Source organism: Streptomyces sp. NPDC087422, assembly GCF_044744145.1.
Lineage (GTDB): Bacteria > Actinomycetota > Actinomycetes > Streptomycetales > Streptomycetaceae > Actinacidiphila.
Genome location: NZ_JBIUXT010000001.1, coordinates 1 through 25,295 on the forward strand (window position 1 = coordinate 1; position 25,295 = coordinate 25,295).

Annotated in this window: 24 protein-coding genes and 1 rRNA gene; 10 read left to right on the forward strand and 15 right to left on the reverse strand. The window is 71.7% G+C overall.

Going from position 1 to position 25,295, the window contains the following annotated elements:
* The 3 genes from ACIO6U_RS00005 to ACIO6U_RS00015 all read right to left on the reverse strand — a co-directional run.
* Positions 1-285 (reverse strand): 16S ribosomal RNA (locus ACIO6U_RS00005); the annotation flags it as partial.
* Positions 286-837: 552 nt separating this feature from the next.
* A complete protein-coding gene (gene tyrS / locus ACIO6U_RS00010; RefSeq protein ID WP_401714533.1) occupies positions 838-2,097 on the reverse strand; it encodes a tyrosine--tRNA ligase in 1,260 nt (419 codons plus the stop codon).
* 100 nt (positions 2,098-2,197) lie between these two features.
* Positions 2,198-2,833 carry a DNA-3-methyladenine glycosylase gene (locus ACIO6U_RS00015; protein ID WP_391044243.1) on the reverse strand — a complete coding sequence of 212 codons (636 nt, stop codon included), beginning with the start codon at positions 2,831-2,833 and terminating at the stop codon, positions 2,198-2,200.
* A 92-nt stretch (positions 2,834-2,925) separates the two neighbouring features.
* Here ACIO6U_RS00015 and ACIO6U_RS00020 point away from each other — a divergent pair, with 92 nt between their 5' ends.
* The 3 genes from ACIO6U_RS00020 to ACIO6U_RS00030 all read left to right on the forward strand — a co-directional run bounded on the left by ACIO6U_RS00020 (position 2,926) and on the right by ACIO6U_RS00030 (position 5,272).
* A complete protein-coding gene (locus ACIO6U_RS00020) occupies positions 2,926-3,723 on the forward strand; it encodes a sporulation protein (RefSeq protein WP_401714535.1) in 798 nt (265 codons plus the stop codon).
* 54 nt (positions 3,724-3,777) lie between these two features.
* The gene (locus ACIO6U_RS00025) at positions 3,778-4,317 is read left to right on the forward strand and encodes a YbhB/YbcL family Raf kinase inhibitor-like protein (RefSeq protein WP_391044239.1); all 540 of its coding nucleotides are present in this window, start codon (positions 3,778-3,780) and stop codon (positions 4,315-4,317) included.
* Positions 4,318-4,762: 445 nt separating this feature from the next.
* Positions 4,763-5,272, forward strand: coding sequence for an HNH endonuclease (locus ACIO6U_RS00030; protein WP_188279862.1), 510 nt, complete (start codon positions 4,763-4,765; stop codon positions 5,270-5,272).
* 82 nt (positions 5,273-5,354) lie between these two features.
* Here ACIO6U_RS00030 and ACIO6U_RS00035 read toward each other — a convergent pair whose 3' ends face one another.
* The 4 genes from ACIO6U_RS00035 to ACIO6U_RS00050 form a co-directional block, all read right to left on the reverse strand.
* Entirely contained in the window at positions 5,355-6,122 is a 768-nt protein-coding gene (locus ACIO6U_RS00035; protein ID WP_401714538.1) for a sulfite exporter TauE/SafE family protein, read from the reverse strand.
* A 149-nt stretch (positions 6,123-6,271) separates the two neighbouring features.
* Entirely contained in the window at positions 6,272-7,228 is a 957-nt protein-coding gene (locus ACIO6U_RS00040) for an SPFH domain-containing protein (protein WP_355333636.1), read from the reverse strand.
* Between the two features lie 172 nt (positions 7,229-7,400).
* Positions 7,401-7,832, reverse strand: coding sequence for an NfeD family protein (locus ACIO6U_RS00045; protein ID WP_317452506.1), 432 nt, complete (start codon positions 7,830-7,832; stop codon positions 7,401-7,403).
* Between the two features lie 58 nt (positions 7,833-7,890).
* Positions 7,891-8,682 (reverse strand): ABC transporter ATP-binding protein, encoded by a 792-nt coding sequence (locus ACIO6U_RS00050; protein ID WP_355333638.1) that lies wholly within the window; start codon positions 8,680-8,682, stop codon positions 7,891-7,893.
* Between the two features lie 123 nt (positions 8,683-8,805).
* Here ACIO6U_RS00050 and ACIO6U_RS00055 point away from each other — a divergent pair, with 123 nt between their 5' ends.
* The gene (locus ACIO6U_RS00055) at positions 8,806-9,594 is read left to right on the forward strand and encodes a hypothetical protein (RefSeq protein WP_391044235.1); all 789 of its coding nucleotides are present in this window, start codon (positions 8,806-8,808) and stop codon (positions 9,592-9,594) included.
* Between the two features lie 142 nt (positions 9,595-9,736).
* On the opposite strand, the gene ACIO6U_RS00060 is transcribed toward ACIO6U_RS00055, so the two are convergent.
* The 3 genes from ACIO6U_RS00060 to ACIO6U_RS00070 form a co-directional block, all read right to left on the reverse strand.
* Positions 9,737-9,982: a chaplin gene (locus tag ACIO6U_RS00060; RefSeq protein ID WP_188279867.1), complete on the reverse strand. Its 246-nt coding sequence runs from the start codon at positions 9,980-9,982 to the stop codon at positions 9,737-9,739.
* 252 nt (positions 9,983-10,234) lie between these two features.
* Complete coding sequence (locus ACIO6U_RS00065) at positions 10,235-10,879, reverse strand: response regulator transcription factor (protein ID WP_093714340.1); 645 nt, start codon at positions 10,877-10,879, stop codon at positions 10,235-10,237.
* A complete protein-coding gene (locus ACIO6U_RS00070) occupies positions 10,872-12,035 on the reverse strand; it encodes a GAF domain-containing sensor histidine kinase (protein ID WP_355333645.1) in 1,164 nt (387 codons plus the stop codon). The genes ACIO6U_RS00065 and ACIO6U_RS00070 overlap by 8 nt, the downstream gene beginning before the upstream one ends.
* A 193-nt stretch (positions 12,036-12,228) precedes the next feature.
* On the opposite strand from ACIO6U_RS00070, the gene ACIO6U_RS00075 reads away from it, so the two are divergent.
* The 3 genes from ACIO6U_RS00075 (at position 12,229) to ACIO6U_RS00085 (ending at position 15,218) form a co-directional block, all read left to right on the forward strand.
* Entirely contained in the window at positions 12,229-12,957 is a 729-nt protein-coding gene (locus ACIO6U_RS00075; protein WP_401714541.1) for an SDR family NAD(P)-dependent oxidoreductase, read from the forward strand.
* On the forward strand, positions 12,954-14,132 hold the full coding sequence (locus tag ACIO6U_RS00080; protein ID WP_401714543.1) for an S-adenosylmethionine:tRNA ribosyltransferase-isomerase: 1,179 nt from the start codon (positions 12,954-12,956) through the stop codon (positions 14,130-14,132). The genes ACIO6U_RS00075 and ACIO6U_RS00080 overlap by 4 nt, the downstream gene beginning before the upstream one ends.
* Positions 14,133-14,384: 252 nt before the next feature.
* Complete coding sequence (locus ACIO6U_RS00085; protein WP_355333654.1) at positions 14,385-15,218, forward strand: lytic transglycosylase; 834 nt, start codon at positions 14,385-14,387, stop codon at positions 15,216-15,218.
* A gap of 99 nt (positions 15,219-15,317) precedes the next feature.
* Here the strand turns inward: ACIO6U_RS00085 and ACIO6U_RS00090 are convergent, their stop codons facing one another.
* Positions 15,318-18,017, reverse strand: coding sequence for an FHA domain-containing protein (locus ACIO6U_RS00090; protein ID WP_401714545.1), 2,700 nt, complete (start codon positions 18,015-18,017; stop codon positions 15,318-15,320).
* Between the two features lie 199 nt (positions 18,018-18,216).
* Between ACIO6U_RS00090 and ACIO6U_RS00095 the strand changes: the two genes are divergently transcribed.
* Together ACIO6U_RS00095 and serB are read left to right on the forward strand one after the other, a co-directional pair.
* Complete coding sequence (locus ACIO6U_RS00095) at positions 18,217-20,088, forward strand: streptophobe family protein (RefSeq protein ID WP_391159620.1); 1,872 nt, start codon at positions 18,217-18,219, stop codon at positions 20,086-20,088.
* A gap of 313 nt (positions 20,089-20,401) precedes the next feature.
* Positions 20,402-21,646: a phosphoserine phosphatase SerB gene (serB, locus tag ACIO6U_RS00100; RefSeq protein ID WP_355333662.1), complete on the forward strand. Its 1,245-nt coding sequence runs from the start codon at positions 20,402-20,404 to the stop codon at positions 21,644-21,646.
* Between the two features lie 117 nt (positions 21,647-21,763).
* On the opposite strand, the gene ACIO6U_RS00105 is transcribed toward serB, so the two are convergent.
* The 4 genes from ACIO6U_RS00105 to ACIO6U_RS00120 all read right to left on the reverse strand — a co-directional run bounded on the left by ACIO6U_RS00105 (position 21,764) and on the right by ACIO6U_RS00120 (position 24,574).
* Positions 21,764-22,279 (reverse strand): histidine phosphatase family protein, encoded by a 516-nt coding sequence (locus ACIO6U_RS00105; RefSeq protein WP_355333665.1) that lies wholly within the window; start codon positions 22,277-22,279, stop codon positions 21,764-21,766.
* 137 nt (positions 22,280-22,416) lie between these two features.
* Entirely contained in the window at positions 22,417-22,746 is a 330-nt protein-coding gene (locus ACIO6U_RS00110) for a hypothetical protein (RefSeq protein WP_401714548.1), read from the reverse strand.
* A 190-nt stretch (positions 22,747-22,936) separates the two neighbouring features.
* A complete protein-coding gene (locus ACIO6U_RS00115) occupies positions 22,937-23,059 on the reverse strand; it encodes an SGM_5486 family transporter-associated protein (RefSeq protein ID WP_262928365.1) in 123 nt (40 codons plus the stop codon).
* 42 nt (positions 23,060-23,101) lie between these two features.
* Positions 23,102-24,574, reverse strand: coding sequence for a CynX/NimT family MFS transporter (locus tag ACIO6U_RS00120; RefSeq protein WP_401714550.1), 1,473 nt, complete (start codon positions 24,572-24,574; stop codon positions 23,102-23,104).
* Positions 24,575-24,596: 22 nt separating this feature from the next.
* Between ACIO6U_RS00120 and ACIO6U_RS00125 the strand changes: the two genes are divergently transcribed.
* On the forward strand, positions 24,597-25,280 hold the full coding sequence (locus ACIO6U_RS00125; protein ID WP_391044216.1) for an FCD domain-containing protein: 684 nt from the start codon (positions 24,597-24,599) through the stop codon (positions 25,278-25,280).
* The last annotated feature ends 15 nt before the right edge of the window (positions 25,281-25,295 follow it).

Sequence of the window (25,295 nt, forward strand, 5' to 3'; positions counted from 1 at the left end):
GGCCGGCTACCCGTCGTCGCCTTGGTAGGCCATCACCCCACCAACAAGCTGATAGGCCGCGGGCTCATCCTGCACCGCCGGAGCTTTCAACCCACTAAGATGCCCCAGTAGGTATTATCCGGTATTAGACCCCGTTTCCAGGGCTTGTCCCAGAGTGCAGGGCAGATTGCCCACGTGTTACTCACCCGTTCGCCACTAATCCACCCGAAGGCTTCATCGTTCGACTTGCATGTGTTAAGCACGCCGCCAGCGTTCGTCCTGAGCCAGGATCAAACTCTCCGTGAATGCCACCGGGATATCCCGGAACAACACGCAAGAGCGGCGCGACCGGGAGGAATAATCCCAATCGCGCACAGCGTCCTCGCTGTGTTTTTGTTCTTCAAAGGAACCACGCCCCACGAACCACAATCGGTCCGCGAAGACGGGGTATCAACATATCTGGCGTTGACTTTTGGCACGCTGTTGAGTTCTCAAGGAACAGAAGCTTCCTTCAGACCGTTTCACCGGCCCTCCGGGCTTTCCCTTCGTGTTTCCAACCCTACCAGATCCGCTGTGCGTTTCCGGCCCCTGATTGGATCGGGGTTTGTTTCCCGCCTTTCGGCGTGTCCACTACGTTAGCCCATTTCCCGGGCGACTCATAATCGAGTCCATCGAATTGGATTTTGGCGCACCAAAATACGGCCCGATGATCGGGAAGACGTAGGTAGTGAGTGGCCGCCCGGTGCGGTAGGGGCTGATGTGAACCATCCCCACCGTTTTGGCGGCTTGGACTACGTTACGCACGAGCGGCGACCGAGTCAAGCTCGGCCGCCGCTCAAACGTAGATTTCCAGCCGTGTCAAGCGAGTTCGACCGCTCCGAGGTTCTTCTTGCCCCGGCGCAGCACCAGCCAACGACCGTGGATCAGATCGGAGTCGGCGGGAACCGCGTCCTCGCTGGTCACCTTGGTGTTGTTGAGGTACGCGCCGCCCTCCTTGATGGTGCGGCGGGCGGCGGACTTGCTCGGGACCAGCTCGATCAGGGCCAACAGGTCGGCCACCGAGGCCAGTTCACTGACCTGTGCCTTCGGGAGTTCGCTGAGCGCGGCGGCCAGGGTGGCCTCATCCAGGTCGGCGAGTTCGCCCTGGCCGAAAAGTGCCTTGGAAGCGGCGATCACGGCGGCGCACTGGTCGGCGCCGTGCACCAGCGTCGTCAGCTCCTCGGCGAGGGCGCGCTGGGCCGCGCGGGCCTGCGGGCGTTCCTCGGTCGAGCGCTCCAGCTCCTCGATCTCCGCCCGCGAGGCGAAGCTGAAGATGCGCAGGAAGGTGGCGATGTCACGGTCGTCGGCGTTCAGCCAGAACTGGTAGAAGGCGTACGGCGTGGTCATCTCCGCGTCGAGCCAGATGGCGCCGCCCTCGGTCTTGCCGAACTTGGTGCCGTCCGCCTTGGTGATCAGCGGGGTGGCCAGCGCGTGCACCGAGGCGCCCTCGACGCGGTGGATGAGGTCGATGCCCGCCGTGAGGTTGCCCCACTGGTCGCTGCCGCCGGTCTGGAGCGTGCAGCCGTACCGCCGGTACAGCTCCAGGAAGTCCATGCCCTGGAGGATCTGGTAGCTGAACTCCGTGTAGCTGATGCCCTGGTCGGAGTTGAGTCGGCGGGCCACGGCCTCCTTGCTGATCATCTTGTTCACCCGGAAGTGCTTGCCGATGTCGCGCAGGAACTCGATGGCCGACAGGCCCGACGTCCAGTCCAGGTTGTTCACCATGGTCGCGGCGTTGGGCCCCTCGAAGGAGAGGTAGGGCTCGATCTGGGCGCGTACCCGCTCGACCCACTCCGCGACGACCTCGGGCGCGTTCAGCGTGCGCTCGGCCGACGGCTTGGGGTCGCCGATCAGACCGGTGGCACCGCCGACCAGTCCGAGCGGGCGGTGGCCGGCGAGCTGGAGGCGGCGGATGGTCAGGATCTGGACCAGGTTGCCGAGGTGCAGGCTGGGCGCGGTCGGGTCGAAGCCGCAATAGACCGTGACAGGGCCGTCCGCGAACGCCTTGCGCAGTGCGTCCTCGTCAGTGGAAACGGCGATCAGCCCTCGCCACCGCAGCTCGTCGACGATGTCCGTCACGGGTCTCGTGTCTCCCTCTTGTGGGTGCTGGGGGTCGGATACGGCTTCGCGTACCCGGTGCGTGAAGCGTGTCCGAGGGTACGCGGTTCCGGCCAGTCGTTTATCGACGCTTGCGCGGGGCGTGGGCGCGGTAGGGGCTGACGGTGGGGTCGCCGTCGATCCAGTAGCGCCAGGGGTGGTCGGCGCCCGCGCCGCCGACGCCGGTGCGCGGGCCGGTGCGGACCAGGGCGGGCGGGGGCGGGGTCCCGGTGAGGACGCGCAGCGGTCCGCCGGGGCCGCAGGCGTCGGCTCCGTTGAGCGAGCGGTCGACGGACAGTGCGGTGGCGAGCCGGGCGGGGCCCTGGGCGAGGTCGCTGTCCTTGCGGGAGGTGGGGCGGTGGGCGCGGGCGAGGTCGGCGCCGGTGGTGATCTCGCCGCCGCGCAGCAGGACTCCGCTGGGGGTGCCTTCGGGGCCGCAGACCAGGTTGAGGCAGAACCACATGCCGTAGGTGAAGTAGACGTAGGTGTGTCCGGGCGGGCCGAACATCACGGCGTTGCGGTCGGTGCGGCCCCGGTAGGCGTGGGAGCCGGGGTCGTTGGGGCCGTCGTACGCCTCGACTTCGGTGAGGCGCAGGGTGACCGGTCCTTGGTCGGTGGTGCGGACCAGGGTGCGGCCGAGCAGGTCGGGGGCGATGTCCAGGACCGGCCGGTCGAAGAACGCCCGGTCGAGCGGGACCTGTTCGGGTGGCGTGATCACGGTTCAGGAGCGTAGTGGAACCGGACGGGGCGTCCCGGCGTTCGTAGAGTTCGCACAGCGTGAGCCAGTGGATGCGGTCAGGGAGAGTGCGTATGGGGTTCAGGAAGATGATGGCGAGTCTCGGGGCCGGCGGGGCGTCGGTGGAGACGGAGCTGCACCAGGCCGATGTGGTGCCCGGCGGGGTGGTCGAGGGTTCGGTGCGGGTGCAGGGCGGTTCGGTCGAGCAGCGGATACAGGGGCTGACGGTCGGGTTGCAGGCGCGCGTCGAGGTGGAGCGCAGGGACGCGCAGGGCAATGAGACGGAGTCCTTGCAGAACATCGAGTTCCATACGCAGCAGATCGCCGGCGAGTTCATGGTGCGGGCGGGGGCGGTGCACGATGTGCCGTTCTCGTTGGAGGTGCCGTGGGAGACGCCGGTGACGATGTTCATGGGGCGGCAGCTCACGGGGATGAACGTGGGGGTGACGACGGAGTTGCAGATCGCCCGCGCGGTGGACAAGGGGGATCTGGACCCGGTGAACGTCCACCCGCTGCCCGCGCAGGAGGCGCTGCTCGACGCGTTCGGGCGGCTGGGGTTCGCCTTCAAGAGCGCGGATCTGGAGAGGGGGACGATGCGGAACACGCGGCAGCGGCTGCCGTTCTACCAGGAGATCGAGTTCCGTACGCCGGAGCAGTACCGGGGGCTCAAGGAGGTCGAGCTGACGTTCGTCGCGGACGGCGAGGAGATGGATGTCGTCCTGGAGATGGACAAGAAGCCGGGGCTGTTCGGCGGCGGCAGTGACACGTACCGCTCCTTCACGATGAGCATGCACTCCTTCGAGGAGACGGACTGGGCGGCCTATCTGCACCAGTGGCTCGCCGAGGTGGGCGGCAAGCGGAACTGGTTCTGACCGGGGCCCTAGGCTCGGGGCGGAATCAATCGTGTGCGATCAGGAGGTGTCGAGGTGACCGAGCAAGCGCGACGGCCGCTCCCCCATGACTTCCACCCGCAGGTGCCGGAGTTCACCGTGGTGAGCGACGACGTGGTACCGGGCGGGGTACTCAAGGACGATCAGGTGTACGCGGCGGGCAATGTCTCGCCGCAGCTTCGGTGGGAGGGGTTCCCGGCCGGGACGAAGAGCTTCGCCGTCACGTGCTACGACCCGGACGCGCCGACCGGCAGCGGTTTCTGGCACTGGGTGCTGTTCGACATCCCCGCGTCGGTGACGGAGCTGCCGCGCGGTGCGGGTTCCAGTGCTTTCCCGGGGCTGCCCGCGGGCGCGACGCACGCGCGGAACGACTACGGGACGCGGGATTTCGGTGGCGCGGCGCCGCCGCCCGGTGACGGGTCGCACCGGTATGTGTTCACGGTCTACGCGGTGGACACCGAGAAGCTGGGCCCGGACGCGGACGCCTCGCCCGCGTTCGTCGGGTTCAATCTGCGCTTCCACACGCTGGGCAGGGCGCAGTTGATCGGTGAGTACGAGGTGCGGGCCGGAGGCTGAGCCCGCCGGGTCTGTCGCGCTGAGCGCTCGGGATATTACGTTGCGCTCCGCCGTTCCCCGTCGCACAGTGGTGCGTGCCTGACGACGTGACCACCGTCCTCAGGCTGTCGGCACCGCGGTGGCGGGGGCGGCCGGGCGTCTGCGTCCGCCGTCTGCCGGAGTTCGGTCTGCGGGCCGGGCGTCCACGCCGACGGACGCGCTCCGGGTGCCCGTTCTACACGGGGGACGGCACCCGGAGCGCAGACCTTTCCCCGGGACGAGCCCCCGGCCGAGCCCGGAGGGACGCGGGGACGTGCCCCGGCGCGGAATCCGGGATGAACAGGACCTTTCCACCTGCCGATCTTCCGGTTGCGGCCGTGAAATTGCGTTGTCGGCGGCCGTGTCCCGGGGCCACAGTGGATCCACTTCGCCATGGGGGCGGGGCAGGGCCCGGGAGGTGGGCGGGATGCGTGAGACGCTGGTGCTGAATGCGAGCTTCGAGCCGCTGTCGACGGTGTCGCTGCGGCGTGCTGTCGTGCTGGTGATGCAGGACAAGGCCGTCGTGGAGCAGGCGCATCCCGGGCTGCGCATCCGTGCCGCCGCGGTGGAGGTTCCGGTGCCGCAGGTGATCAGGCTCTGCCGGTACGTGCGGGTGCCGTTCCGACAACGGGCCCCGTGGTCGCGGCGCGGTGTGCTGGTACGTGACCGGCACCGGTGCGCGTACTGCGGGCGCAGGGCCACCACGGTCGACCACGTGCAGCCGAAGTCGCGCGGGGGCGGTGACACCTGGCTGAACACGGTGGCCGCGTGCGGCGAGGACAATCAGCGCAAGGCGGACCGTACTCCCGAGCAGGCGGGGATGCGGCTGCTGGTCCGGCCGTTCGAGCCGACGCCGGCGGACACGCTGCTGTTGGCGCTGGGGGTGCGGGACGGGTTCGGGCTGCCGGAGTGGCTGCCCGTTCCGGCGTCGGCCTGAGCGCCCCTTCGCGTGCGGGGAATCGAGGTCGTGGGGCCGTGAGGTCCCGACGGGGCGGGGCCCTTCCCTTCGGGGAGGGGCCCTATTTCAGCAGGAGTTGGACGATCGCGGCGGTGCCGACGACGACGATGAGTCCGCGCAGGGCGGCGGGCGGGAGGCGGCGGCCGACGCGGGCGCCGATCAGGCCGCCGATGACGGCGCCGCCCGCGATGAGGCCGACGGCGGTCCAGTTCATGTGGGCGACGATGATGAAGAAGAGGGCCGCCACGCCGTTGACGACGGCGGCGAGGACGTTCTTCATGCCGTTGACGCGTTGCAGGGACTCGTTGAGCACCAGGCCCATCAGGGAGAGGTACAGCACGCCCTGGGCGGCGCCGAAGTAGCCGCCGTACATGCTGGCGAGCAGCATGCCGACGACGAGGGCGGTGCCGCCGTGGGCGGGGGCCTGGGTGCCGGTACGGTCGCGGCGGGCCTGGACGGCGCGGGCCAGGCAGGGTTGCAGCACGACCAGGACGAGTGCGATGGCGATGAGGACGGGGACGATCGCCTTGAACGCCGTGGACGGCAGGGTGACGAGTAGGACGGCGCCGATGAGTCCGCCGACGAGGGCGACGGCGCCGAGCCGCAGCAGGCGCGGTCGCTGGCCCTGGAGTTCACCGCGGTAGCCGATGGCGCCGGTGATCGAACCGGGCACCAGGCCCAGTGAGTTGGACACGTTGGCCGTGACGGGCGGCAGTCCGACGGCGAGCAGGACGGGGAAGGTGATCAGTGTCCCCGAGCCGACGATGGTGTTGATGGTGCCCGCGCCGATTCCGGCCGCGAACACGGCGAGGGCTTCCGGCAGAGTCATGCGTCGTCTCCATGATCTTCGCGCGTCCTCCCCGCCGTCGAGGTCGAGGGGTGCGCGGCGATCATGTCATAGGGGGCTGCGGCGGGCTTCCGGGCCGGGGCGGTCCTCGTCAGTGCTGGTCAGTGCTCGTCAGCGCTGGTCAGCGCTGGTCAGTCCTTGTCGAAGGGCGGGGACTCGCGGCGCGGGGCGGGCGCGGTGGCGGGCTCGCGTGAGCCGTTGCCGGGAGCGCCGGGGGCGCCCGGGAGGTTGACGATGCCGCCGAGGCCCTTGAGCGCGTCGTTCAGCTCGCTGGGGATGATCCACAGCTTGTTGGCGTCGCCCTCGGCTATCTTCGGCAGCATCTGGAGGTACTGGTAGGCGAGGAGCTTCTGGTCCGGGTCGCCCGCGTGGATCGACTCGAAGACCGTGCGGATCGCCTGGGCCTCACCTTCGGCGCGCAGCGCGGCGGCCTTGGCGTCACCTTCCGCGCGCAGGATCGAGGACTGCTTCTCGCCCTCCGCGGTGAGGATCTGGGACTGCCGGATGCCTTCCGCGGTGAGGATCGCGGCGCGCTTGTCACGGTCGGCGCGCATCTGCTTCTCCATCGAGTCCTGGATGGAGGTGGGCGGTTCGATCGCCTTCAGCTCGACGCGGTTGACGCGGATGCCCCACTTGCCGGTGGCCTCGTCCAGGACGCCGCGCAGTGCCGCGTTGATCTCCTCGCGGGAGGTCAGGGTCCGCTCCAGGTCCATGCCGCCGATGATGTTGCGGAGCGTGGTGACGGTGAGCTGCTCGATGGCCTGGATGTAGCTGGCGACCTCGTACGTCGCGGCGCGGGCGTCGGTCACCTGGTAGTAGATGACGGTGTCGATGTTGACCACCAGGTTGTCCTGGGTGATCACCGGCTGCGGCGGGAACGGCACGACCTGCTCGCGCAGGTCGATGCGGTTGCGGATGGTGTCGATGAACGGCACCACGATGTTGAGGCCGGCGCTGAGGGTCCGGGTATAGCGGCCGAAGCGCTCGACGATGGCGGCGCTGGCCTGCGGAATCACCTGGACCGTCTTGATCAGCGCGATGAAGACGAGCACCACCAGGATGATCAGGACGATGATGATGGGCTGCATGTCCACTCCCCGCGCGGGTCGGCTGCGGGAGTACGACGTACTCCGGCATGATCAATTCTGGCAGAACAGCCGCTTGTCGCGGGCGGGTTCGGTGATTTCCCGGCCCTCGTCGGCGACGTTCGGATGTCGGGTGTTCGGATGTCGGGTGTTCAGGTGTCCGGAGGCCGGGTGTTCAGATGACGACGGCGGTCGCTCCGTCGATCTCCACCACGTCCACCTGCTGCCCCGGGTCGTAGACCCGGCCGTGCTCCAGGGCGCGGGCCGACCAGACCTCTCCGCCGAGTTTGATCCGTCCGTTGGCACCGCCGTCGACACGTTCCAGGACGACGGCCTGCTTGCCCTTGAGGGCGTCGACACCGCTGCGCTGTTCCGGGCGTTGCCGGTTGCGATACGCGATAGGCCGTACGAAGACCAGCAGCGCGACCGAGACGACGACGAAGACGATCACCTGGGCGACGATCCCGCCGCCCATTCCGGCCGTGACCGACCCGGCCACCGCTCCGACGGCGAACATCCCGAATTCGGGCATCGCCGTGATCACCAGCGGTATCCCGAGACCCACTGCCGCTATCAGCCACCACACCCATGCGTCCACGTCGCCAATCGTAGGCGTGCGGAGGGCAGTTGCGGCAGTACGCAATGGAAACCCGGACGAAAACCCTTCAGGACAGCGGCAGTCCGGCGGCCGTCCAGCGGTCGCCGCGGCGCTCGACGACCAGCGGGAGGCCGAAGCAGCGGGACAGGTTGCGGGAGGTGAGTTCGAGGTCGATCGGTCCCGCGGCGACGACCTTGCCCTGCTGGATCATCAGGACGTGGGTGAAGCCGGGGGCGATCTCCTCGACGTGGTGGGTGACCATGATCATCGAGGGGGCGATGGGGTCGCGGGCCAGCCGGCCGAGGCGGCGGACCAGGTCCTCGCGTCCGCCGAGGTCGAGGCCGGCGGCGGGCTCGTCGAGCAGCAGCAGTTCGGGGTCGGTCATCATCGCGCGGGCGATCAGGGTGCGCTTGCGCTCGCCCTCGGACAGGGTGCCGAACTTGCGGCCGAGGTACTCGCTCATCCCGAGCCGGTCGAGGAACGCGCGGGCGCGGTCCTCGTCGACCTGCTCGTACCCCTCGTTCCAGGTGGCGGTCATGCCGTACGCGGCGGTGAGGACGGTCTCCAGGACCGTCTGCCTGCGCGGCATCTTCTCGGCCATGGCGGCGCCCGCCATGCCGATCCGCGGCCGGAGTTCGAACACGTCCACGTTGCCGAGCTTGTCGCCGAGGATCTGGACGGTGCCGGTGGTGGGGAAGAGATAGCTGGACGCGACATTGAGCAGGGTGGTCTTGCCCGCCCCGTTGGGTCCGAGGATGACCCAGCGTTCCCCCTCGGCGACCGACCACGACACATGGTCCACCAGAGCCCGTCCGTCGCGGACCACGGATACGTCCACCAGCTCCAGCACATCGCTCATGAGCGCGTTGTCTCCCATTGCAGTCTCGGCTGTCTGCCGTGTGCGCGGGTAGGCACCGGCAGAAGGATCCCCCGGGGAAAACTTACGCCACCGCGCGACGGGTCCGTTCCATAGGCTGGGGGCATGCTTGATGAACCTCGCTCAGGGCGGCTGACCGCGTGGGGAAATGCCCTGCTTGCCGGACTTGCCGCCCCCGATGACGTCGCACAGGAGATCACGGCGGACGACGCCGTGCACCGGATCTCGGGGCTGCCGGGTGAGCATGTCCCGGTGGGGCTGACGCTGGGGCTGGGCAGGCTGCGCGCGCTGGGCGTGACGGGGCTGCGGCTCGCGCTGCCGGTGGCCGGGCATCCGCTGGGGCTGAGCGGGCCGCCGGAGTTCAACGCGCGGGCGCTGGCCGCGGGCGAGGCGGTGGTCACCGTCGGCGGCGCGGCGCTCGGTCTGGTGCCCGAGGTCCGCGAGGCGGGCCCGGCCGGCGATGTGCACGTCGAGGTCGAGTGGCGGTGCCTGCCGGTACGGGACGCGCCGCCCGCCGACGTACCGTCGCTGAGCGAGGCCGAGCGGGAGCTGGCCGAGGCGCTGCGGGACGCCACGAACGCGCTGGCGCGGCTGGACGTGGCGGGCGCGGGTCCGTCCGCGCACGCGGCGCTCGAGGCGTACCGGGCGCGCGCCGAGCGCGGCGGCGAGGTGCTCGCGCCGGGGTATCCGCCGCGCGCGGTACGGGTGCTGGCGCTGGCGCAGCGGGTCGCGGCGCTGGTGGAGATCGCCTCCGACGGGCACGGCGCGGCGGTGAGCGCCTCGCAGATCGCGGCGCGGGCGGAGCTGCTGCGGCCGGTGGAGCGTACGGCGCGCAGGGCGCAGGTGGCGGCGTACAACGCGTATGTCGAGGAGGCGGAGCGGCGCAGGACCTGACATCCCGCGCGGGGCGCGGCACGGGACCTGACGTCCCCACGGCGCGGCGCGGCGGCGCGTGGGGAGGCCCCGCGGCTACGGGGAGGGATCCCGTGCCGCGGGGCCTTCCGCGAGGCGGGCCGGAAGTCCGCGTCGTCCGTGGTTACTTGTTGACGGCGACGTTGCCGAACGCCGGGTTCAGCAGGCCGATCACGTTCACCGAGTTGCCGCTGAGGTTGACCGGGATGTGCACCGGAACCTGCACCAGGTTACCGGAGCCCACGCCCGGGGACTTCACGGCGGTGCCGCACGCGTCGGCGCCGCTGGCGGCGGAGGCCACACCGGTACCGGCGACGGCCAGGCCGCCCGCCACGAGGGTGACGGTCGCGGCCTTCTTGAGGTTCATCACTTCGAACTTCCTCTTTGCTGGGGGCACCTCCCAGCCGTGGCTGGGGGTGCACCGCGGCAATCCGCCGCGGTACGCCCTGCAGAACGGGTCAGCGTGGATCAGGTTGCGCCGTTCGGACGACATACACCCGACAGTATGAATCTCACTCCGCCGAACGGATGCCCGCACGGACAGGTGGACGGCGGCCCGCACGGGCACGTGGTGGTCGGCCCGCACGGACAGGTGGACACGGTGGCGCCGCGAGCGGTCCCGTCAGTTCCCCACGCCGTTGCGCACCGCCCACAGCGCGGCCTGGGTGCGGTCGGCGAGGTCGAGCTTCATGAGGATGTTGGAGACGTGGGTCTTGACCGTCTTCTCGGAGAGCACCAGCGCGCGGGCGATCTCCCGGTTGGAGCGGCCGTCGGCGATCAGGCCGAGGACTTCGCGCTCCCGCTCGGTCAGCGCGTTGCCCCGGCCCTGGCCGGTGCCGCCCTGCTCCTGGGAGAGCAGCGCGCCCGCGACCTCGGGCTGGAGCAGGACGTGCCCGGCGTGCACGGAGCGGATGGCGTCGGCGAGCGCGACCGGGTCCACGTCCTTGTAGACGTATCCGGCGGCGCCCGCCCGCAGCGCGGGCACGACGGTGCGCTGTTCGGTGAAGCTGGTCACGATCAGCACCCGTGCCGGATTCTCGGCGTCGCGCAGCAGCCGCAGCGCCTCGATGCCGTCGACACCGGGCATCTTGACGTCCATGAGGATCACGTCGGGCCGCAGTTCCTGGGCGCGGGCCACGCCTTCCTCTCCGTCGCCCGCCTCGCCGACCACCTCGATGTCGCCCTGCACCTCGAGGAAGGTGCGCAGCCCCCTGCGGACGACCTGGTGGTCGTCGACCAGCAGCACGCGGATGGTGTTCTCAGCCACCGGGCACCTCCATCTCGATGACGGTGCCCTTGCCGGGCTCCGATTGCACGGTGAGCCGGCCGCCGACGCCGCCGGCCCGGTCCCGCATGGAGACCAGTCCGAGGTGTCGTCCGGCCCGGCGGACCGCGGTGGGGTCGAAGCCGCGGCCGTCGTCGCGGATCCGCAGCAGCGCGCCCTTTCCGTGGCCTTCCAGGATGACGTCCACGGCGTCGGCGTGCGCGTGCCGCAGGGCGTTGTGCATCGCTTCCTGGGCGACCCGCAGCAGCGCCTCCTCCTGCGCGGCGGGCAGCGCCCGCACCCGGACGGCGTGGAAGGTGACGTCGGCGGAGTGGACGCGGTCCAGGACGTCGGCCTGGGTGCGCAGGGTGGCGACGAGGCCGTCCTCGTCCAGGGCGGCCGGGCGCAGTTCCACCACGACGGCGCGCAGTTCGTCGGCGGCCTCGGCGGCGAGCGCCGCGACCTGCTTCAGCTCACCCTTGGCGCGCGCCGGGTCGCAGTCGACCAGCGCGGCGGCGGCCTGGGCGGTCAGCCGCAGCGAGAAGAGTTTCTGCGAGACGGCGTCGTGCAGTTCGTGCGCGATCCTGGCCCGCTCCCCCGCCAGCGTCAGCTCGCGGCTGCGCTCGTAGAGCCGGGCGTTGGTCAGGGCGATCGCGGCGTGGTCGGCGAGAATCCGCAGCAGGTCCTCGTCGTCCTCGGTGAAGCCGCAGGTGCCGTCGGCGCCGCGGGTCCCGCCGGGGCCGCACTTCTTGTTGGCGAGGAAGAGCGCGCCGAGGATCTCGTCGCCGTCGACCACCGGCATGCCGATGAAGTCGCGCATGTCGGGGTGGTGCTTGGGCCAGCCCTGGAAGTCCTCGAAGGTGCGGACGTCGGCGAGCCGCAGCGGGGTCGCCTCGTGCAGGATCGCGGCGAGGATGCCGTGCTGCCGGGGCAGCGGGCCGATGGCCTTCCACTCCTCGTCGCTGACGCCGTCGACCACGAACTGCGCGAAGCCGCCGTGGTCGTCGGGCACGCCCAGGGCCGCGTATTCGGCGTCGAGCAGCTCGCGGGCGGACGCGACGATCGTCTGGAGGACGTCGCGCACCTCCACCTGGCGGCTCATCGCCAGGACCGCGGCGCTGACCGCTTCGATTCCGCCTCGTGGCGGCCGGATGGGCATGTCTCCACCGTACCGGCGCCGGGTGACGGTCCGTATGCGCCGCCGGACCGACCGTCCTCGGTCGTGTGGCCTAGTTCCAAGTGACCGTGAGGCGTGCGGCGGCCGGCCGAGGCGTGTGCGGCCGGGGCGTTCCTACGGTGAGGGCACGAGGTGGTCCGGCGGACGGCCGGGCCCCGGTGCGGAGGGCTGGATCATGCCGGTAGCGATCATCACGGGAGCGTCGCGCGGACTGGGGCGGGCGCTGGCCGCCGAGCTGGCGGGGCGCGGCTGGGACCTCGTACTGGACGGGCGGAACGCGGACGCGCTGCGGTCGGCCGCGGCGGACCTGGAACGGTACGGCCCGGATCACGCCGGGGGCGCGGCGGTACGGCCACGGGTGCGGGCAGTGCCGGGCGACGTGACGGCGGCGGGGCACCGGGCGGAGCTGGTGGCGGCGGCGCGCGAGCTGGGCGGGGTGGATCTGCTGGTGAACAACGCGAGCGCGCTGGGCGCTGAGCCGCTGGTGCCGCTGGCCGAGCTGCCGGTGGCGGGGCTGCGGGAGGCGCTGGAGACGAATGTGACGGCGCCCTTCGCGCTGGTGCGGGAGGCGCTGCCGCTGCTGCGGGCGGCGGGCGGCGCGGTGCTGAACGTCAGCTCGGACGCGGCGGTGGAGGCGTATCCGACCTGGGGCGGGTACGGGGCGAGCAAGGCGGCGCTCGACCATTTGTCGGCGGTGCTGGCCGAGGAGGAGCCGGGGCTGCGGGTGTGGTGGGTGGACCCGGGCGATCTGCGGACCGGGCTGTACGCGGCGGCCGTGCCCGACGACGCGGACTTCGCCGCCCGGCCGCTGCCGGAGTCGGTGGTCCCGGCCTTCCTGCGGCTGCTCGACGAGGCCGCGCCCAGCGGGCGCTACAGCGCCCCGGTGCTGCTGGAGGCGCGATGAGTGCGGTACGGGAGGGCGCGCAGGCGGCGCGGCCCGCGAAGGACTCCGGGCGGGGGTCCGCGAAGGACCCCTATATAAAGAGGACAGGAGCGGGCAATAAGGACATCGGGCGGGGTAGGGGCCCGGCCGGGGCTCCGCGGGCCGGGCTGGCGGGGCTGCGCGTCCCGGACTCGCTGCTCGCGACGGCCCCGGCCGCCCGCCGGGACACGGTACGGCTGCTGGTCGGCGAGCAGCGCACCGGCGCGGTCACCCACCACGGCTTCCGCGACCTGCCGAAGCTGCTGCGGGCCGGTGACGTCCTGGTGGTGAACACCTCGCGGACGCTGCCCGCGGCCGTGGACGGGCGGCTCGACGGACGGCCGGTGGTGGTGCACTGGTCCACCCGCCGGGACGACGGCCGCTGGGTGGTGGAGGTCCGCGACCCGGACGGGCACGGCTCGACGGTCCGCAGGGCCGGCGGTCCCGCGGGCGCGGTGGTCGAGTTGCGCGCCGGGGCCCGGCTGGTGCTGGAGGAGCCGCTCGACCCGGCCGGGGACCGGCTGTGGGTGGCCGCGCCCTCACTGCCGGACCCGGTCGCGTACATGCGGCGGTACGGGCGGCCGATCCGGTACGGCTACACCGACCGGGACCAGCCGCTGGCGGCGTACCAGACGGTGTTCTCCGCCCGGTCGACGGACGGCCTCGGCTCCGCGGAGATGCCGAGCGCCGGGCGGCCCTTCACCACGGCGCTGGTGACGGAGCTGGTCTGCCGGGGCGTGCAGGTCGCGCCGATCACGCTGCACACCGGGGTGGCGTCGGTCGAGGCGCACGAGCCGCCGTACGCCGAGCCGTACACCGTGTCGGCGGCGACGGCCTGGCAGGTGAACGCGGCGCGCGCGGCGGGCGGCCGTGTGGTGGCGGTGGGGACGACGGCGGTACGGGCGCTGGAGTCGGTGGCGGACGAGCGCGGTGTGGTGCGGCCGGGCGGCGGCTGGACGGAGCTGGTGGTCACCCCGGAGCGCGGGGTGCGCGCGGTGGACGGGCTGCTGACCGGACTGCACGAGCCGGAGGCCACGCACCTGTTGATGCTGCGGGCGCTGTCGGGCGACCGGCTGCTGGAGCGGGTCTACGCCGAGGCGCTGCGCGGCGGTTACCTCTGGCACGAATTCGGCGACGTCAATCTCCTGCTGCCATAAACGTCACATAAAGCACCCCCTCCGTCACCTTGGGCGACGGAGGGGGCGACGGCGTGTGAGGTGACCTATAGGACGTACGTCACATACTAAGTCGCCTAGTGGAAAGGGCGCCTCACGCCACTGTCCGGGGGAATGCCGATTCCGATTTGTCCCTCGACCGTCTACGAAAGGAGTTCGTAGGAAGGCTCGTTGACCTCCGTTTTCCGACCCTCTAAGAATTCTCGGGTCCGCAAACGGAAGAGGTTAATTCCTATGCAGCTCCCCACGATCCCGAAGATCGGCCGGCTTACCAAGACCCACAAGATCACGGCGGCCGGCGCCGTCGCCGCGACCGCTGTCGTCCTGGCCGTCACCGGTCTCCAGGGGACCGGCGGGACTGCCTCCGCCGCGGTCGGTGACCCCACCGGCTTCCAGGTCTCCACCGGCGACCAGGTCAAGAGCATCGAAGCGCAGGCCGGCATCGCCTCGGAGCGCGCGATCACCGAGGCCGCGGCGAAGAAGAAGGCCGCGGACGAGGCGGCCAAGAAGAAGGCGGCCGACGAGGCCGCCGCGAAGAAGAAGGCCGCGGCCGACGCCGCGGCGCGGAAGAAGGCGGCAGCGGACGCCGCCGCCAAGAAGGCCGCCGCCGACGCGGCCGCCAAGAAGAAGGCCGCGGCCGACGCCGCCGCGCAGCGCGCCAAGGACACGGCCGCCGCGAACCGCTCCACGACGCGTACCGCCGTGCAGGCCGCCCCGCAGGCCAGCACCGCCGCCACGACCACGTACACCAACGACCTGGACGGCTGGATCAAGCAGTCGCTGGCGATCATGGCCCAGAAGGGCATCCCCGGCAGCTACGACGGCATCTACCGCAACATCATGCGCGAGTCGAGCGGCAACCCGCAGGCGATCAACCTGTACGACTCCAACGCCGCCGCCGGCATTCCGTCCAAGGGCCTGCTCCAGGTCATCGACCCGACCTTCCAGGCGTACCACGTCGACGGAACCTCGTGGGACATCTACGACCCGGTCGCGAACATCACCGCCGCCTGCAACTACGCCGCGGCGAACTACGGTTCCATGGACAACGTGAACTCCGCGTACTGATCCGCGCGTTCGGCTCCCACAGCCGCAGCGTGAAAGGGCGGCGGGACCTTTCGGGCCCGCCGCCCTTTCGGCGTATTCGGATTCGCTACTTCCGTTTCACTACTTCCGCATGACTTCCGGCTCGTGGCGGCGCAGCAGCCGCGAGACCACGATGCCGCACACGACGCCGAGCAGCACCAGGACGACCATGTCGATCGTCCACTGGCTCGCGGTGTGCTTCCACAGCGCGTCGGGGTTGCCCGGGTCCCACGGCATGATCACGTTGAGATTCGCCGTCGTGCCGAGCGCGGCCACCGCCCACCTGGCGGGCATCAGCCAGGCGAACTGCTCGATGCCGGGCGAGTCGTAGAGCTGGAAGAGCACGCCGGTGAACACCACCTGGACGATGGCGAACATGACCAGCAGCGGCATCGTCTTCTCCGCGGTCTTCACCAGCGAGGAGATGATCAGGCCGAACATCATCGAGGTGAAGCCGAGGCCGATGATGGCCAGGGTCATCTCGACCGCGGGCTGACTCTTCATGATGACGCCCTCGGTGGGCATCGCGCGCGGCGCGAACCCGATGCCGCAGATGACGGCGCCCTGCACCGCGGTGATCAGGCCGAGCACGATGACCTTGGACATCAGATACGCCGAACGCGACAGGCCGGTGGCCCGTTCCCGTTCGTAGATGACCCGTTCCTTGATCAGCTCGCGGACGGAGTTGGCGGCGCCGGAGAAGCAGGCGCCCACCGCGAGGATCAGCAGGATCGTGCCCGCGTCCTTGTTGACGCCGTGCGCCTTGGCCGGTCCTGGGCCCAGGCCGCTGGCCGCCGGGATGACGATGCTGACCACACCGAGCACCGCGGGCAGGATGAACATCAGGGCGATGAAGCCCCGGTCGGAGGCGATCACCGACATGTAGCGGCGGATCAGGGTGACGAGCTGCGGCAGCCACGCCTGCGGCTTGGGCGGCCTGGCCACCTGGTGCGGGATGACCGGCGCCTGCTGCGGGGCCGCCTGGTCCAGGTCCGCGGCGTACATCTGGTAGTGCTGCGAGCCGTGCCAGCGGCCCGACCAGTCGTAGTCGCGGTAGTTCTCGAAGGCGGAGAAGACATCGGCCCAGGTTTCGTAGCCGAAGAAGTTCAGCGCCTCGTCCGGCGGGCCGAAGTAGGCGACCGAGCCGCCGGGGGCCATCACCAGCAGCTTGTCGCAGAGCGCCAGTTCGGCGACGGAGTGGGTGACGACCAGTACCGTACGGCCGTCGTCGGCCAGGCCGCGCAGCAGCTTCATGACGTCGCGGTCCATGCCCGGGTCGAGGCCGGAGGTCGGCTCGTCCAGGAATATCAGCGAGGGTTTGGTGAGCAGTTCGAGGGCGACCGAGACGCGCTTGCGCTGGCCGCCGGAGAGCGAGGTGATGCGCTTGTCGGCGTGGATGTCGAGCTTCAGCTCGCGCAGTACCTCGTTGATCCGCGCCTCGCGCTCCGCGGACGCGGTGTCACCGGGGAAGCGGAGCTTGGCCGCGTACCGCAGTGCCGTCCTGACCTGGAGTTCCTTGTGCAGGATGTCGTCCTGCGGGACCAGGCCGATGCGCTGCCGCAGCTCGGCGAACTGCTTGTACAGATTGCGGTTGTCGTACAGCACCTCGCCCTGGTCGGCGGGGCGGTAGCCGGTGAGCGCGCGCAGCAGCGTGGACTTGCCGGAGCCGGACGGGCCGATCACGCCGATCAGCGACTTCTCCGGTACGCCGAAGGAGACGTCCTTGAGGATCTGCTTGGTCACCTTGCCGTGCGGCACGGTGACGGTCAGGCGGCGGGCGGAGAAGGAGACCTCGCCGGTGTCGACGAACTCCTCGAGGCGGTCGCCGACCAGCCGGAAGGTGGAGTGGCCGACGCCGACGATGTCGTTGGGGCCGAGCAGATGGCGCTGGATCGGCTGGCCGTTGACGTACGTGCCGTTGTGGCTGCCGAGGTCGACGATCTCGTAGCGGCCGTCGGGGTGCGCGCGGAACTCCGCGTGGTACCGGGAGACCTGGAGGTCGGAGACGACCAGTTCGTTCTCCAGCGCGCGGCCGATCTTCATGACCCGGCCGAGGGCGAGCTGGTGGAAGGTGGTGGGGCTGCGGACGCCCTGCGGGTGTCCGCCGACGGGCTGCTGGGGCTGCGCGCGCGGGGCGGGCGGCTGCTGGACCGGCGGCTGACCCCAGCCGCCCTGGCCGCCCTGGCCCTGCTGGGGAGGCTGCGGCTGCCGCGCGTACTGCTGCGGCGGCACCTGCGCGGGCGGCTGTCCCCAGCCGCCGGGCTGCTGCTGACGCGGCGGGGCGGCGGGCGCCTGCGCGTGTATCTGCGCCTGCGGCTGGGCCTGGGCGGGCGGCTGGACGTGCTGCGGGGCCGGGGCCTGCGGGGCCCCGGCCTGTCCGACGGGTGCCGCGGGGGCCGCGGCCCGCGCCTGCGGGTAGCGCTGCTGCGGCGTCGCGTGCGCGGTCTCCGCGCTGTACACATCGGCGCCGGCCTGCGCGCCCGCGGTGAAGTTCAGCCGGGGTCCGTCCGTGGCGTTGCCGAGGTGGACGGTCGAACCGGCCCCCACCTCGGTCTGCTGGACCCGCTGCCCCTGTACATAGGTGCCGTTGGTGCTGCCGAGGTCCTCGATCACCCAACCGCGTTCCGCACGGCGGATGGTGGCGTGCCGCCACGACACCCTGGCGTCGTCGAGTACCAGATCCCCCGACGGATCGCGCCCCAGGCTGTACGAGCGGGACGCGTCCAGCGTCCAGGTCCGTCCGTTCAATTCGAGTACGAGTTCAGGCACCCCAAGCCCCATGTGTTGTCCCCCGAGTAGTCCCCCATGGGGGGAGTCTAGAGATAGCGAAGTTCGGGAGGAACTATTGCAGGCTCCTGTCTCGTAACAGAAAACAAGCCCGATGTACGTGTTCCGCAACGGACGTTGACGCGGCACCCGTCCGCGCCCGAGAGTGGGGCGCATTGGGTGCATGGGGGGACGAACGGCCTCGGGGGTCGGGATGAGTGCACGGACCACGCCCTGGACGAGCGTCATGCTCGCCGCTGTGGCGTCGGTGAGTTGGGCGTTCCTGGCGATGGCGGGCACCGCCGCTCTCGCCTTACATCTATTGGGCGCGGACACCGCCGGATCACTGGGGCCGATGACGGCAGCCGTGGTCGCGATGGCGGTGGGCGGCAAGGTGCGGCCGGGCGGTGACGTCGGCGCGTTCGGACTGAGCGGATCGCAGACCCAGGGCGCGATCGGTATCGCGCCGCTGGGTGTGGCACTGGTCGGCGCGCTGCTGCTGTCGTGGGTGTTCCTGCGCTCGCTGCGCAGGGCCGGTCCGACGGTCGGTGTCGGCGAACTGGCGGCGCGGGTCGTGACGACCGCCGTGCTGTTCCTGGCGGTCCTCGGCGGTCTCGCCTGGGCGGGGCAGGACACGGTGGCCATCGACGGCGCCGCGCTCGGCCCGTCCAAGGGCACCACGGACGACCTGCTGAGCAAGCTGCCCGGCGTGGGCAAGATCAGCGGCGGCCTCACCGACGGGTTGCAGGGGCTGATCCAGACCAAGGCGTCGATCACCTTCGAGGTCGCCACCGGGCGGACCCTGGCGGGCGGCCTGGTGTGGGTGCTCGGCGTGCTGCTGATCGCGCTGCTCGCCTCGCGCAGGACACCGCTGCCGGCCGGATGGGAGGGCGTGCACCGCGCGGTGCGGCCCGCCGTGTCCGCGCTGACCGTCGTCATGGTGGTCGCGGTGCTCGCGGGTGACGCGGCGGCCTGTTACGCGGCGCTGACCGGCGACGAACCGGGCCGGATCATGGGCGCGGCGCTGCTCGGCGCGCCCAACGGCGTATGGCTCGCGGTACCGCTCGGCCTGTTCGTGCCGTGGAAGGGGCAGGCGTCGGGGCCGCTGACGTCGTTCCTGCCCGATCCCGTCGACAAGCTGCTGGCGGGCGGGTCCGGCAAGACGATCACACCGGGCGCGCTGGCCGAACTCGACAGCCGGGTCTGGCTGCTGCCGGTCGCCATCGCGGTGATGATGCTGCTCGCGGGCGCGCTCACCGCCACCCGCACTCCGCTCGACGGTGCCGCCAAGGGCGGTTTCGTCGCACGGTGCGCGGTGCGGCTCGGCCTGGTCACGGCCGTGGCGCTGCCGCTGCTGTCGCATCTGAGCAAGGTGAAGGTCAACGCGAATCTGTCGGTCTTCGGCTTCGACGCCGTCGGCGCCGGGGTCGACCTGCACGGCAGCCTCCCGCTGGGACTGCTGCTCGGCGCCGTCTGGGGCGCGGGCATGGGCGCGGTGGGCGCGCTGCTCGCGCTGGCCACCGGGGCGGCGGGACAGCAGGTCGCGGCGCTGGCCCGGCCGGGCGGGGGCGCGCTTCCCGATACGGGGGACGGCGCCTACGACAGCGGCGGTCCGGCGCCGGGCGCCGAGGAGGGCGTGCACGTGTCCGGCTCCGCCGGGGGCGACGACGCGGGCCGTACGTATCCGGAGCTGGCCTATCGGGCGGGACCGTATCTGCCGAGCCCGGTCTACCGTCCGGAGGACGGTGAGGAGCCCAACCCGTACGCCGGGGGCGGCGGCGAGCCCAATCCCTACGCGGGGGGCGGTGCCGAGACCAATCCTTACGCGGGGGGTGGCGGCGAGCCCAATCCTTACGCCGGGCCGCGGCCCGGTGACGAGCCGAATCCGTACAAGGCCCCGCAGGCTGGCGGGGTGGACGCCGCGCCGACCATCGCGGGGCCGCCGCCGCCCGGTTTCCGTCGGCCGCGAGGCGGCTCCGGCGGGGCCGGGGCTTCGGGTCGGGCCGGGGCTTCGGGCCGGCCGGAGGAGAAGTGGCCGGAGCCGCCGCCTCCCCCGCCGCCTGCCGCGCCGCGCGGGCCCCGCTGAGCCGGCGTCCGCCGGGGGTGCGGGGATCTGCGGGGCCCGCACCCCTCGGGCTCACGGCCCGAACGCGAACATCGTCTGCCCCATGAGGGCGGCGTTCACAGCTCGCCACCGCGAGCGCTGGTCGCGCAGTTCCCCGCGCCCCTGAAAAGCCCGGTCCCGCGCAGCGCCACCGCGCCACCTGAAAAACCTGGTCCCGCGCAGTGCCACCGCGCCGCACCCCCGCTCCTGAAGGCGAGGCCCGCGGTCTTAGGGCGGTCCGCCAACCGAGACGGCCGATCATCGGGCCGGGCGGGGCGGCTACGGTGGGAGCACCATGAACGACGTCTCGCAGACCGCGCCTGTCGCCGCCGTTCCGCCGGCGGACGCGCCCACCATTCTGGTCAAGATCTTCGGCAAGGACCGTCCCGGCATCACCGCGGGGCTCTTCGACACGCTCGCCGCCTTCCGGGTGGACGTGGTGGACATCGAGCAGGTCGTCACGCGGGGCCGGATAGTGCTGTGCGCCCTGGTGACGGCGCCCTCCCCCGGCCTCGAAGGCGAACTGCGCTCCACCGTGCACAGTTGGGCCGAGTCCATCGGCATGGAGGCGGAGATCATCTCCGGCACCGGCGACAACAGGCCGCGCGGCGAGGGCCGTTCGCATGTCACCGTGCTCGGCCGCCCGCTGACCGCCGAGTCGACCGCGGCCACCGCCGCCCTGATCACCAACGCGGGCGGCAACATCGACCGCATCTTCCGGCTGGCCAAGTACCCGGTGACAGCGGTGGAGTTCGCCGTCTCCGGCGCCGAGCCCGGTGTGCTGCGCTCGGTGCTCTCGGTCGAGGCGGCGGCGCTCGGCATCGACGTGGCCGTGGTCCCCGCCGGTCTCCAGCGCAGGGCGCAGCGGCTGGTCGTGATGGACGTGGACTCCACCGTCATCCAGGACGAGGTGATCGAGCTCTTCGCCGCCCACGCGGGCTGCGAGGCCGAGGTCGCCGCGGTGACGGCCGCCGCGATGCGCGGCGAGCTGGACTTCGAACAGTCGCTGCACGCGCGGGTGGCGCTGCTGGCCGGTCTCGACGCGTCCGTGGTCGACAAGGTCCGCTCCGAGGTGCGGCTCACGCCCGGCGCGCGCACCCTGATCCGTACGCTCAAGCGGCTCGGCTACCAGGTCGGCGTGGTCTCCGGCGGCTTCACCCAGGTCACGGACGACCTGAAGGTGCGGCTCGGCCTGGACTTCGCGGCGGCCAACACCCTCGAAGTGGTGGACGGCCGCTTCACCGGCAAGGTCGTCGGCCCGATCGTGGACCGGGCGGGCAAGGCGCGCCTGCTGCGCAGCTTCGCCGAGCAGGCCGGGGTGCCGCTCAGCCAGACCGTCGCGATCGGCGACGGCGCGAACGACCTGGACATGCTGAACGCGGCCGGGCTCGGCGTCGCCTTCAACGCCAAGCCCGTCGTACGCCAGGCGGCCGACACCGCCGTGACCGTACCTTTCCTCGACACCGTGCTGTATCTGCTGGGCATCACCCGCGAGGAGATCGAGGCCGCCGACGCGCTGGACGGCGTGCCGACGCTCTGACCGCGACAATTCCCGCGCGGGGCCGGGCGCCGATACGTATCCGTACGCACGCGCACCGGTTCGCGCCGTCCCGTAGCGGCTACGGCGCTCGTACCGGCCGCGCGGGCCTCGTACCGGTCAGTCGTGCGGCGCCCAGAAGGCGGTCAGGCGGCCGACGCCGTGTTCGACGGACTTCCAGGAGCCCGAGAAGGTGACGACGGCGAAGGCGGCGGTGGGGAAGCCGCGGGTCATCCGGGCCGCGGTGTCGCCTTCGGCGGTGCCCGCGAGCGCGTCGGCGAGGGCGTGCATGCCGGGGTTGTGGCCGATCAGCAGCAGCGAGCCGACCTCGTCCGAGGTCTCGGTGAGCAGCGCGAGCAGATCGCCGAGCGAGGCTTCGTAGAGCCGCTCCTCGTAGACGGTCTTGGGGCGGTGCGGCATTTCGTGGGCGGCGAGCTTCCAGGTCTCGCGGGTGCGGACCGAGGTGGAGCACAGCGCCACGTCGGGGGTGATGCCGTCGTCGGCGAAACGGAGGCCCGCCGCAGCGGCGTCCAGCCGGCCGCGGTCGGCCAGTGGCCGCTCGTGGTCGGCGACCGACGGCCAGTCGGCCTTGGCGTGGCGGAGAAGGACGATCGTGCGGGTCGAATCGACGGTCATGTCCTTCAGCTTTCCAGAAAACCCGCTGTCAGGCGCGGGATGGCGCATCTCCACCGCCGCGGGGGCCGCCGGGGGCGCAGGTCAGAGGCCGTACGGGGGGCGGCGGGGCGGGAACGGCGGAAGGTCAGGGGTGAGGCTCACAGCAGGCGCTGGACGAGGTCCGGCAGCGAGGAGGCGATGTGGCCGAGCAGGTCGCCGGAGGAGGCCGCGGTCGAGGCGTCCGCGGTGCCGCCGCTGAGGAGGGCGAGCAGTGCGGCGAAGGCGAGCGCGGGCAGGGCGACGGCCCACCACGGCAGGCTCGTCTGCACGTTCCCGGACGACGCGTTCGCGGACGACGCGTTCCCGGACGACGCGTTTCCGCGTCCGGGCTTCTCGGCCCCGGCGGACCCCGCGGCCGTGGCGGACTCGACGGTGGGCCGGGCCTGCCGGGACTGCCGGGAGTAGAGGTGCGGGGACTGCGTGGTCACGGTGACCGCCTCCGTGGAAAACCGTCGAAGTGCCGTTGTCTGCTTGCACTTCGACGCTACGGGCGGGCGCCGTGCGGTCCCATCCGGCCGTCCACCCACTTGACCCTGACCCTGGCCCCCTAGGGAAGGTGGGGTTGTCCCCACCTCCGGACTCGGGGTCGTGGCCCGAACGGGCCGGTGGGCGGGGCGGTCAGCCCATCCGGGCGGCGAAGGTGGCGACGATGGCGACCAGCGCGGGCACGCCGAGCATGAGGCCGAAGACGATCAGCAGGCGCCGCTGGCTCTGCGGGGGATTCGGTTCGAGTACGGGCATGCGTTCAGTCTCGCACCGGGCCGCCGGGCCGCCGCACCGGGGTCACAGTTCGTCCTCGATGTGTCGCCGCCGCCCGGCGAGCACCCCGCAGACGATCTGCGGCACCATCAGCGCGATCATGAAGGCGATCGGCAGCCCCCAGCCGCCGCTGGCCTGGTTGAGGGTGCCGACGAGGATCGGTCCGGGGATCGAGATCAGATAGCCGGTGCTCTGCGCGAAGGCGGACAGCCGGACGACTCCCGCGCCGGTCCGCGACCGCATCCCGATCATCGTCAGGGCCAGCGGGAAGGCGCAGTTGGCGATGCCGAGCAGCAGCGCCCACACCCACGGCGCGGCGGCCGGGGCGGCCCACAGGCCCGCGTAACCGACCAATCCGAAGGCGCCGAGCAGGACGACCAGCGGGCCCTGCGCCCGCATCCGGGCGGCGAGCGGCGGCAGTACGAAGGACAGCGGCACGCCCATCACCATGGTGACCGCGAGCAGCAGCCCCGCCTTGCCCGCGGACAGTCCGGCGTCCCGGAAGATCTGCGGCATCCAGCCCATGGTGATGTACGCGGCGGTGGCCTGGAGTCCGAAGAAGCAGGCGAGCGCCCAGGCGGTACGGCTGCCGGTGATACGGCCGTGGCCGCCGTCCGCGGCGCGCGCCGCGTCACTCTTCCGGGCCGCGTCGGTGTTGACGGCCGCGGCGTCCTTCCGGGAGCCGGTGGCGGGCGGTGCGCCCGTACGGTCGCGGACCAGCGCGAGCCAGGGCACCACGGCGACGGCGGCCAGCGCGGCCCACACGCCGAGGCCGAGCCGCCAGCCGTGGCCCATGGCGTGGGTCATGGGGACGGTGACGGCGGCGGCGAGGGCGGTGCCGAGGGAGAGGGCCATGGAGTACAGGCCGGTCATCGCGCCGACCCGGTCGGGGAAGTAGCGCTTGACGATCACCGGCATCAGCACGTTGGAGACGGCGATGCCGCCGAGGGCGAGGGCGCTGAGGGCCAGGAAGACCGCGGTGTTTCCGGCCAGCGGGCGCAGCGCGAGCCCGGCGGTGATGGCGGCCATGCCGACGCAGATCACGGCGCCGGGGCCGTGGCGGCGGGCCAGCCTCGGGGCGGCGAAGCCGAAGAGCGCGAAGCACGCGGAGGGCACGGAGGTGAGCAGGCCCGCCATGGTGCCGCTCATGCCGAGGCCGTCGCGGACCTCCTTGAGCAGGGCGCCGAGGCTGGTGATGCCGGGGCGGAGGTTGAGCGCGGCCAGGACGAGACCGGCGACGACGAGGCGGCGCAGCCAGGGGTTCCCGGCGAGACCGGCGGCGGGTGCGAGCGCGGGTGCGGTGCCGGTACGGTCCCGGGCCGGGGCGGCGGTCGGGCCGGTGGCCGGGACCAGGCCGGAGCCCGTGTCCCGTACGCGTTCCGCGGCCGTCACGGGGGCCGTCGTTCGTGCCGTCGTCTGGGCCATCGGTTGTGCCGTCGGCGGGGCCGTCGGCGGCGTCCGGGCGGGGTCGAGGGCGAGGGATTCGTCGTCACGCATTTCCCCATCATAGAATGATGGGATGAATCTCGGTCCAGTGCCCAGGCACACCACGCTCGCCGACCGTACGATCGGCAGCCTCCGCGCCCAGATCACCTCGGGCGCCTGGCCGGTCGGCTCCCGTATCCCCACCGAACCGGAGCTGGTGGAGCAACTGGGGGTGGCGCGCAACACCGTCCGCGAGGCGGTGCGGGCGCTCGCCCACAACGGTCTGCTCGACATCCGGCAGGGCTCCGGCACCTATGTGGTGGCCACCAGCGAACTGGCCGGGGTGATGCGGGCGCGCTTCGCCGACTCCGACCCGCTGCACGTGGCCGAGCTGCGCGGCTCGCTGGAGGGGACGGCCGCGGGTCTGGCGGCGCAGCGCCGTACCGACGCCGACCTGGCGCAGCTCGACGCGGCGCTCGACCGGCGCGAACGGGCCTGGGAGTCGGGCGACGCGGAGTCCTTCGTCGAGGCCGACGCGACCATGCACCTGGCGGTGGTGGCCGCCTCGCACAATGACGTGCTCACCGCGCTCTACGCCGACCTCGGCGAGGTGCTGCGGGACTTCCTGCGGGCCGACGTCGGCACCGACCTGCGGCCCGAGGACCATCTCGACCACGCGCGGCTGGTCGACGCGATCCGCGCGGCCGACCCGGAGCGCGCCGCGGCCGAGGCCCGCGACCACGCCTTCCACTGCCGCTTCGGCACGACGCTGGCCTGACCCGCCCTGACCCGC